Below are 8,784 nucleotides of genomic sequence, written 5' to 3' on the forward strand. Positions count from 1 at the left end.
CCTGTTGAGCGGGCGCCGGGGGCAACCCTCCTGTTGAACGGCGGGCGGGCGCCGCGCGAGCTAGCTCTTCGTCAGCCAGTTCAACGGGATCTCGATGGTGACCTCGGTGCCCGAGCCCATCATCGTGTGCCAGTCGATCGCGCCGCCGAGCTCGCCCTGGATGAGCGTGCGCACGATCTGGGTACCGAGGCCCGAGCCGACCTTGCCCTCTGCGAGCCCGACACCGTTGTCGCGCACCTTCACGCTGAGCACCTCGTCGTCGCGCTCGGCGATGATCTCGACCTCGCCCTCGGCGCGGCCGGCGAGCCCGTGCTCGACCGCGTTGGTCACGAGCTCGGTCAGCGCGAGCGCCAGCGGGGTGGCGTATTCGCTCGGCAGAATGCCGAAGCTTCCGGTGGACTTCGGATGCACCGTGGTGGTGTGACCCGTCGCGATCTCCGCGATCAGCAGCAGCACCCGATCGAACACGGCGTCGAAGTCGACGCTCTGGTTGAGCCCCTCGCTGAGCGTGTCGTGCACGACGGCGATCGCGGTGACGCGGCGCATCGCCTGCCCGAGGGCCTCGCGGGCCACATCGCTGTGGGTGCGTCGGGCCTGGATGCGCAGCAGCGAAGCCACGGTCTGCAGGTTGTTCTTCACCCGGTGGTGGATCTCGCGGATCGTGGCATCCTTCGTGATCAGCTCACGCTCCTGGTGCCGCACCTCGGTCACGTCGCGGCACAGCACGATCGCGCCGACACGTTCGCCGTGGTTGCGCACCGGGATAGCGCGGATCGACACCGTGACGCCTCGGGCCTCGATGTCGGTGCGCCACGGGGCGCGACCGGTCACGACGAGCGGCAGCGATTCGTCGACGACGAGACGGCCGTGCAGCAGGCTCGTGGTGACCTCGGCGAGCGACTCGCCCTCGAGCTCGCCCGCGAAACCCATGCGGTTGAAGGCGCTGAGCGCGTTCGGGCTGGCGAAGGTGACGGTTCCGTCGACGTCGAGACGGATAAGACCGTCGGATGCCCGGGGTGCGCCCCTGCGCGGACCGGTCGGTGCGCCCAGGTCGGGGAAGTCGCCCGAGGCGATCATCGCGAACAGGTCGTTGGCGCACTCGTTGAACGTCAGCTCCTGGCGTCCGGGGGTGCGGGCCTCGCTGAGGTTGCTGTGCCGGGTGATCACGGCCACCGGAGAGTCGGAGATCGCGTTGTTGCTCGGCGAGAGGCGGCGCAGCACGGGCACGGCGCGCACCCGCGTGGGCGTCTCCTCGTACCAGGTGGGGGCGGCGGCGTCGACAATGCGGGCGGTCTCGAAGGCCTCGGTCACCTGGTGCACCCACTCAGGCTTCACGGCCTGGCCGACGAAGTCGCGGTAGAAGAGTGTGGCTGAGCTCGAGGGCCGGGCGTGGGCAACGGCGACGAAACTGCCCTCGGCACTCGGCACCCACAGCACGATGTCGGCGAAGGCGAGGTCGGCGAGCAGCTGCCAGTCACCGACGAGCAGGTGCAGCCACTCGATGTCGGCTTCGCTGGAACGTCCCTGGGCCTGTACGAGATCACTGAGGGTCGACACGGTCTTCAGGCTACCGTGTCTGCCGCACAGGCAGCGGCTGCGACAATAGCTGCTATGAGCAAGGGCTGGGCGATCACACTGCTCGTGCTCGTCGTGGTGGTCTTCGTCGGCGGCAGCACGGTCGCCGCACTGTCGTTCGTCACGAGCCTGAACGCGCGGCCGCTCACCGTCACCTGCACGGTCGACTCGACCTACGGCGACGTCGCGCAGCCGTCCGCCGACGACGAGCGCCCCGGGTTCAGCGTGCAGACGTCGGGCAGCGAGAACTGCGAGGACTTCTACGTGCGCGATCTCGGCGTGCGTCAGCAGCTCGAGGTCGGCGAGAGCTACGAGTTCACGATCGAGAACCTGATCGGGTACACCAACGTCGTGTCGGTCGCGCCGGTCGCGCCGGTCGAGTAGGTCGCCCGTGCTCTCCACCGAACGCCTGCTGCTGCCTCCGCTCACCGCGGAGCACGCCGCCGACCTGATCGCGCTGTACTCCGACCCCGACGTCGCCCGGTACGTCGGCGGGGATTCGCTCACCGCCGAGACGATCCCGCTGCAGGCCGCGCGGTTCGCCGCGGTCTGGCGCGAGCACGGCTACGGGCAGAGCGCCGTGATCGACCGGGCGACCGGCGCGTTCCTCGGGCGGATCGGGTTGCACTACTGGTCTGGCTGGGACGAGGTCGAGCTGGGCTACGTTCTCGCGGCCGCCGCGCAGGGACGCGGGCTCGCCGCCGAAGCGAGCCGCGCATGGATCGGCTGGGCGCGCTCGTCGCTCGCCCGCGACCACCTCATCGCGGTGATCGACCCGCGGAACGCGGCATCCGTCACTCTGGCCCTGCGTCTCGGCTTCGTCTTCGACCGCGACGACGTGACGCCGACGGGCGTGGCGGTGAGCGTCTACCGCCTAGACCTCGCCGAGGAACGCCTGCGGATCGAGTAAGAAGCGGGTGTAGTCGTCGACGAGGGCGAGGTCCATCCACGGCCGTTCGCGCAGTCCCCACTCGCCCACCTCGTAGACGGTCGCGCTCGGTAACGCCGCGAGCACCGGCGAGTGCGTCGAGAGCACGACCTGCGACCTGCCGTCTTCGAGCAGCGAGGTCAGCAGGCGCAGCAGCGCGAGGCATCCGGAGAACGACAGGGCCGACTCGGGCTCGTCGAGCACCCAGAGGCCGGGCCCGCGAAAACGGTCGGCGACGAGCTCGATGAACGACTCGCCGTGCGACCGCTCGTGGAAGGGGATGTCGGGCCGCGACCCCGGGTGCTCCTCGAGGTAGGTGTAGAAGCCGTGCATCGTCTCGGCGCGCAGGAAGTAGCCGCGCTTGCTCGCGCCCGCGTTGCGCACGAGCTGCAGGTGGTCCCAGAGCTCGGACTCGGTCGCCCGGGTCGAATGCATCGCGCCCGTCGACCCGCCCTCGGAACCGAGACCGTAGGCCAGGGCGATCGCCTCGACCAGCGTCGACTTGCCCGAGCCGTTCTCGCCCACGAGGATCGTGGCCGCGCCGAGCTCGAGCCCGGTGTCGAGCACGCGCGCGACGGGCGGCAGGGTCGCCGGCCAGACGGCGCGGTCGAGAGGGTTGAGCGGATGCTCGCCGAGGGACCGCACGGGCAACCGGGAGAACTGCATGCCCACAGCTTCGCAGAGCCCACCGACGTCATAAGCACTAGCGTCGCCAGAATCGCGACCCCGCGACGGCGCGCCGCCGCACGGCCGTCGCCGGAAGCAGCCGGTCGAACACGAGCCGCTTGATCGCGAGCCGCGTTGCCGACTTGGGCGCCGCATCGGCGAGGGTGCGCGCGCTCAGCACCGCGGCATCCGTCGATTGAATATCCCACGGAACCAGCACCGGCGCCTCGATGCCGCCGAACCGCGACAGCGTCTGCGTCACCTGGCCCGAGGCGCCGAGACCGATCGCGCTCGCCCGCACCTTGTTCGCCACCACGGTGATCGAGAGGGTCACCGCCACGTCGGCGAGGTCGCCGTGCGCGCGCAGGAAGCGCGAGAGCCCCACGGGGTCGGCGGATGCGACAGCGACCACGTGGTCGGCTTCCCGAATCGCCGCGAGTGTCGCCGCGTTGCGCCGCGGCGCGAACATGTCGGTCGAGATCTCCTCGTCGCTCTCGAGACTCGACGCGGTGTCGAGCACCACGTAGTCGACCCAGCGCCGGCACTCGGCGATCGTGGCGAGCACCCGTTCGCCCGAGAGCTCGGGCCAGCGGCTCGGCTGCCCGATGCCGGTGAGCACCCAGAAGCCCGCCGGGCCGTTCTCGTAGCGCTGGCCGATGCGCTCGAGCTCGGCACGGGTGAGGCTCTCGGCTCCGGCGAGCCGGCACGCGGCGGCGAAACCCGGCGCCTCGTCCATCAGCCCGAGCACGGGCGCGACCGAGGCGCTGTGGGTGTCGACGTCGCAGAGCACGACCGAGAACCCGGCCGCCGCGATCTCGGCCGCGATGCCGACCGCCAGCGTCGTGCGACCCGGCGAACCGGCCGGACCCCACACCGCGATCACCGTGCCGCGACCGTCACGCCGTTCGTCGTCTGGTGCTGCTACGTCGCCCCGCGCCAGCCGCTCGAACTCCGGCCACTCGGCCTCGCCGTCGACGAGGTCGTAGAGTCCGATGCCGTTCGCGTAGCGGCGCTCCTGGTCGTTCGAGACCGCCGCGAGCACGCGCACCCCGCGCGCGTCGCACTGCGAGAGCAGCCCGTAGCTCAGGAAGTCGGCGGTCGCCCAGACGATGACCGCGTCGGGCCGGGCGAGGTCGAGCGTGTCGCCCAACTCGTCGGCGCCCCGGGCGCTCGCGACGATCTCGTGGCCGTGCCTGGCGGCCTCCCGCGCGAGCCGCGCGTCGTGCGGTTCGGGCGCCCCGATCGCGAGTCTCATTTGCCCGGCAGACTGGCGGGCACCACCGAGATCGCGTCGTCGTTGGCCACCGCCTCGAGCACGCGTGCGATCTGCGACCGCGGCACGAGCACCTCGATCGCCGCCGAACCGTCGTCGACGACGAACCCCTCCCGGTCGACCAGTCGCACGACGGTCGCCGCCGACACGATCACCGCGGGTGCCTCGAATAGTCCGGAGCCGATCTGACGGGCGCTCCAGACGTCGACGCCCGACCCCGCGACGACGGATGCTGCGAGCTCGCCGTTCACGGCGAGAACGATCGCGGTCTGCTGCTCCCCCAGCATCGAGCCCACGGCGGATGCGGGAACGAGTTCGCCGTCGGCGACCGGCTTGGTGACGACGAGACCGTCGTCGGGCAGGTCGCTCGGCAGCAGGTAGAGCTCGGCGGCTCCGTCGAGACGCACGTTCGTCGCCACGAGGTCGTCGCCGTCGATGCGGTCGCCCGGCGTCAGCGGCTCGCGCGCGGCGTAGACCAGCAGGCTGGTGTCTGCGGCGCCCACGATCGAGACGACTCCGACGACGGACGCCGCGACGAGCACCACCCCGATAGCGAAACGCGGGTCGAACCAGAACCGTTTGCGCGCGGGCCTGGGGGCGCGGTCGCGGGCTGCACTGGTCATGGTGACCATGCTGACGGCCCGCGCACATCCGTGAAAAAGTTATCCACACGTCGGTTTCGTGCACAGTGGCGCGACCATAATCGATGCATGAACCAGAGCGACATCGGCAATTTGGGGCGCTTTCTCACCCTGTCCGACACGGCCGAGGTGCTCAATGTCTCGCTCAACCAGGCCTACGTGCTGGTGCGCAGCGGCGAACTGCCCGCCATCAAGATCGGCGGCAAGGGCCAGTGGCGCGTCGAGCGGTCGGTGCTCGAATCGTTCATCGAGGCCAAATACGAAGAGGCCAGGCGCCTCAGCCTGTGGAACCAGTCGGACTTCGGCAACATCCCCGAACTGGCCGGCCAGCGCGAGCCGCGCCCGCGCGACGACGCGGAGTAGCCGCGCGCGCTCGCGTCACAACCGCACGAGCAGCACCTGGTGCAACGGGATCGTGCGGTAGTCGATCACGGCGGACTCGCGGCGCGGACGGTCGCTGCCGTGCGTCGCCAGGTCGAGGTGGTCGCGGCCGACCCGGTCGATCGTGCCGTGCACGTCGCCGAGCGCGGTGCGCACGTCGATCGGGGCGCGCCGGCGGCACAGGTCGCGCAGCACGAACGGGAGGGTCAGCCGCGACGCCAGCGTCGACTCCGCCGGAGGCTGCGCAGAACCGGGCGCCAGGCTCAGCTCGACCTGCGCGCGCGTCAACACCAGCGACGAGATGGCGGCCAACGGCAATACGCACTGCGCCGCGCGGCGCGTCTCGCCTAGCAGCTGCGCGGTGAGCCAGTCGCGCCCGAACGAGAGGGGACGCACAGTCACGTGCTCGCCCGAGTTCAGGATGACGCGTACCGCACGGTCGCGGTCGTGCTGCGCGCCGTCATGGTCGGCCCCGTCGTGCCGAGCGCCGTCGTGGATGGCCTGCAACCGGTCGCGCACCGATAGCCGGCCGATGCGCAGGCGCTCCTCTTCGGCGTGCTCGTCGAGTTCTTCGGCGCGCAACTCTTGCTCGAGTTGACCCTCGAGGTCGTCGAACAGGCTGTCCCACCGCATGCGCCGACCCTAGCGACACCGGCGGCGGGACAGTACCGGTTATCCACAGATTTCGGTAGGGCGGGATTGCGCATGCCCCGGCTCTGCTTGAGTCGATGCACCCCCGTTCGGGGGCCTTCGTTCAGCTAGCACATCGAGGGGAGCCCGGTTTGAGCGCGACGGCCCGCAAGACAGCAGACGATCACGACGACGCGCACGAGGTGCTGCCGTCGAAACCCATCCACGCCCCCTACGACGGTGACGAGTTCTTCGGCGTCCAGCCGGCCACGCGGGCGGTGCTCCCCAACCCCGAGCCCCTGCTCGAGAACCTCACCCGCTGCGTCATCGAGATTCTCGCCGGCGCCCGCGACCTCGAGCAGATCGCGCGCTGGGTCGACGACGACGTCTACCGCCACCTGCTCAAACGGGTCGTGCTCTCCACCCGCGCGCGGCAGGCCAAGGGGCAGGTGGCCAGGGCGCCGAACTTCGCCATCGGGTCGATGTCGATCTGCGAACCGCGCGACGGCGTCGTCGAAGCGGTCGTGATCGTGATCGGCAAAGCCAGAACCCGCGCCGTGGCCCTGCGGCTGGAGGGCTTCGACACGAGATGGCGAGCGACGGCCATCAACGTGCTGTGACGGGGTCGAGCCCCTAACGCAAATTGAGCCTGTCGAAATCTCCCGCGACATACATCGTGGGGATCTCGACAGGCTCAATCAGCCGCTCGCGCTGTTACTTCTTTTTGTCCTGGGCGCGACGCTGCTGGCGGTTGACGGGCGCTGCCGTCTCGGCCGGGGCATCCGTCGACTGGCCGAAGGCACCCTTCTTCGCGGGCGCCGCCGCGGCGGGCGCCTTGGCGCGGGCCAGCGTCGGGTTCGACTGCTGCGCCTGCTGGGCACGCGCGGTCGCGGCCTTCTCGACCTGGCCGCGCTGGTTGCGCACCTCGACCTCGCCGTTGGCCTCTTCGCTCGGGGCTGAGTAGCTCAGGCGCTCGGCGGGAGCCGCGTTGCCGGTGAGTCCCTTGGCCGCGACTATCGGGGCGGACGCGTTCGCGCCGCCGCCGGTCACCTCGACCTCGAGGTTGAACAGGAAGCCGACGGTCTCCTCGCGGATCTGCCCCATCATCTGCTGGTACAGGGCGAAGCCCTCGCGCTGGTACTCGACGAGCGGGTCGCGCTGCGCCATGGCGCGCAGGCCGATGCCGTCCTTCAGGTAGTCCATCTCGTAGAGGTGGTCGCGCCAGCGGCGGTCGATGACCGACAGCACCACGCGGCGCTCGAGCTCGCGCATGGCGGGCTCGCCGAGCTGGGCGGTGCGCTTGTCGTAGGCGACCTTGGCGTCGGAGAGGATCTCCTTGGTGAGGAACGCCTCGGTGACCTTGCCGCGGGCGCCCGCCTCGGTGAGCAGTTCGTCGATCGTGATGCCGACCGGGTAGAGCGTCTTCAGCTCGGTCCACAGCGCCTCGAAGTCCCACTCGTCGGAGTGGCCCTCGGCGGTGTGCGCCTCGATGACCTCGGTCACGACGTCTTCGAGGAAGTGCGTGACGCGGTCCTGCAGGTCGTCGCCCTCGAGGATGTGACGGCGGTCGCCGTAGATGGCCTCGCGCTGGCGATTGAGAACGTCGTCGTACTTGAGCACGTTCTTGCGGATCTCGGCGTTGCGGCCCTCGACCTGGGACTGGGCGCTGCGGATGGCACGGCTAACGACCTTGGACTCGATGGCCAGGTCGTCGGGCACGTTGCCGCGGCCCATCAGCGCCTCGGCGGCTCCCGAGTTGAACAGGCGCATGAGGTCGTCCTGCAGCGAGAGGTAGAAGCGGCTCTCACCCGGGTCGCCCTGTCGACCGGAGCGACCGCGCAGCTGGTTGTCGATGCGGCGCGACTCGTGGCGCTCGGTGCCGAGCACGTAGAGTCCGCCGACGGCGACGACGCGCTCGGCCTCCTCGCTCACCTCGGTCTTCACCTCGGCGAAGACGTCGTCCCACGCGGCTTCGTACTCGTCGGGGGTGTCGACCGGGCTGAGGCCCTTGTTGTTCATGTGCGCCACGGCGAGGAACTCCGCGTTGCCGCCGAGCATCACGTCGGTGCCTCGACCGGCCATGTTGGTGGCGACGGTGACGGCGCCGAGGCGGCCGGCCTGCGCGATGATCGATGCTTCACGCGCGTGGTTCTTGGCGTTGAGCACCTCGTGCTTCACACCGCGCTTGGCGAGCATCTTCGAGAGCAGTTCGCTCTTCTCGACGCTCGTGGTTCCGACGAGCACGGGCTGGCCGTTCTCGTGGCGGCCGACGATGTCGGCGACGACCTGCTCGAACTTTGACTGCTCGTTCTTGTAGATCAGGTCGCTCTGGTCTTTGCGCAGCATCGGCTTGTTGGTGGGGATCGGCACGACGCCGAGCTTGTAGGTCGCCATGAACTCGGCGGCTTCGGTCTCGGCGGTACCGGTCATTCCCGACAGCTTGTTGTACAGGCGGAAGTAGTTCTGCAGCGTGACGGTGGCGAGGGTCTGGTTCTCGGCCTTGACGGCGACGCCCTCCTTGGCCTCGATCGCCTGGTGGATACCCTCGTTGTAGCGTCGGCCCATGAGGATACGGCCGGTGTGCTCGTCGACGATGAGCACCTCGCCGTTCATAACGACGTAGTCCTTGTCTTTTTTGAACAGGGCGGATGCCTTGATCGAGTTGTTGAGGAACGAGATGAGCGGTGTGT

At 69.6% G+C, this 8,784-nt stretch carries 10 protein-coding genes; 4 read left to right on the forward strand and 6 right to left on the reverse strand.

The genetic code is table 11. From position 1 onward, the window contains the following. Positions 1 to 60: 60 nt before the first annotated feature. Positions 61 to 1,557: a sensor histidine kinase gene (locus tag ACLQ6X_RS06175; RefSeq protein ID WP_411699295.1), complete on the reverse strand. Its 1,497-nt coding sequence runs from the start codon at positions 1,555 to 1,557 to the stop codon at positions 61 to 63. A gap of 54 nt (positions 1,558 to 1,611) precedes the next feature. On the opposite strand from ACLQ6X_RS06175, the gene ACLQ6X_RS06180 reads away from it, so the two are divergent. Further along, entirely contained in the window at positions 1,612 to 1,959 is a 348-nt protein-coding gene (locus ACLQ6X_RS06180; protein WP_411699296.1) for a hypothetical protein, read from the forward strand. A gap of 7 nt (positions 1,960 to 1,966) precedes the next feature. Beyond that, positions 1,967 to 2,485, forward strand: a complete 519-nt coding sequence (locus tag ACLQ6X_RS06185; protein WP_411699297.1) for a GNAT family N-acetyltransferase — start codon at positions 1,967 to 1,969, stop codon at positions 2,483 to 2,485. Here the strand turns inward: ACLQ6X_RS06185 and ACLQ6X_RS06190 are convergent. The 3 genes from ACLQ6X_RS06190 to ACLQ6X_RS06200 are packed head-to-tail and all read right to left on the reverse strand — an operon-like array spanning position 2,450 to position 5,065. Next, a complete protein-coding gene (locus ACLQ6X_RS06190; RefSeq protein WP_411699298.1) occupies positions 2,450 to 3,169 on the reverse strand; it encodes an AAA family ATPase in 720 nt (239 codons plus the stop codon). The two genes, ACLQ6X_RS06185 and ACLQ6X_RS06190, sit on opposite strands and share 36 nt — an antisense overlap. A gap of 37 nt (positions 3,170 to 3,206) precedes the next feature. Further along, the gene (locus ACLQ6X_RS06195; RefSeq protein ID WP_411699299.1) at positions 3,207 to 4,424 is read right to left on the reverse strand and encodes a CpaE family protein; all 1,218 of its coding nucleotides are present in this window, start codon (positions 4,422 to 4,424) and stop codon (positions 3,207 to 3,209) included. After that, complete coding sequence (locus ACLQ6X_RS06200) at positions 4,421 to 5,065, reverse strand: hypothetical protein (protein WP_411699300.1); 645 nt, start codon at positions 5,063 to 5,065, stop codon at positions 4,421 to 4,423. Before ACLQ6X_RS06200 ends, ACLQ6X_RS06195 begins: the two co-directional genes overlap by 4 nt. Before the next feature lie 87 nt (positions 5,066 to 5,152). Here ACLQ6X_RS06200 and ACLQ6X_RS06205 point away from each other — a divergent pair, with 87 nt between their 5' ends. Continuing rightward, positions 5,153 to 5,446 (forward strand): helix-turn-helix domain-containing protein, encoded by a 294-nt coding sequence (locus ACLQ6X_RS06205; protein ID WP_411699301.1) that lies wholly within the window; start codon positions 5,153 to 5,155, stop codon positions 5,444 to 5,446. A 15-nt stretch (positions 5,447 to 5,461) separates the two neighbouring features. Here ACLQ6X_RS06205 and ACLQ6X_RS06210 read toward each other — a convergent pair whose 3' ends face one another. After that, the gene (locus ACLQ6X_RS06210; RefSeq protein WP_411699302.1) at positions 5,462 to 6,097 is read right to left on the reverse strand and encodes a hypothetical protein; all 636 of its coding nucleotides are present in this window, start codon (positions 6,095 to 6,097) and stop codon (positions 5,462 to 5,464) included. Positions 6,098 to 6,246: 149 nt separating this feature from the next. Between ACLQ6X_RS06210 and ACLQ6X_RS06215 the strand changes: the two genes are divergently transcribed. Next, entirely contained in the window at positions 6,247 to 6,714 is a 468-nt protein-coding gene (locus ACLQ6X_RS06215; RefSeq protein WP_411699303.1) for an Rv3235 family protein, read from the forward strand. A gap of 94 nt (positions 6,715 to 6,808) precedes the next feature. Here ACLQ6X_RS06215 and ACLQ6X_RS06220 read toward each other — a convergent pair. Beyond that, positions 6,809 to 8,784 (reverse strand): preprotein translocase subunit SecA (locus ACLQ6X_RS06220; RefSeq protein ID WP_411699304.1); only part of this gene is annotated, 1,976 nt, incomplete at its 5' end.

Source organism: Conyzicola sp. (assembly GCF_046714715.1).
Lineage (GTDB): Bacteria > Actinomycetota > Actinomycetes > Actinomycetales > Microbacteriaceae > Conyzicola.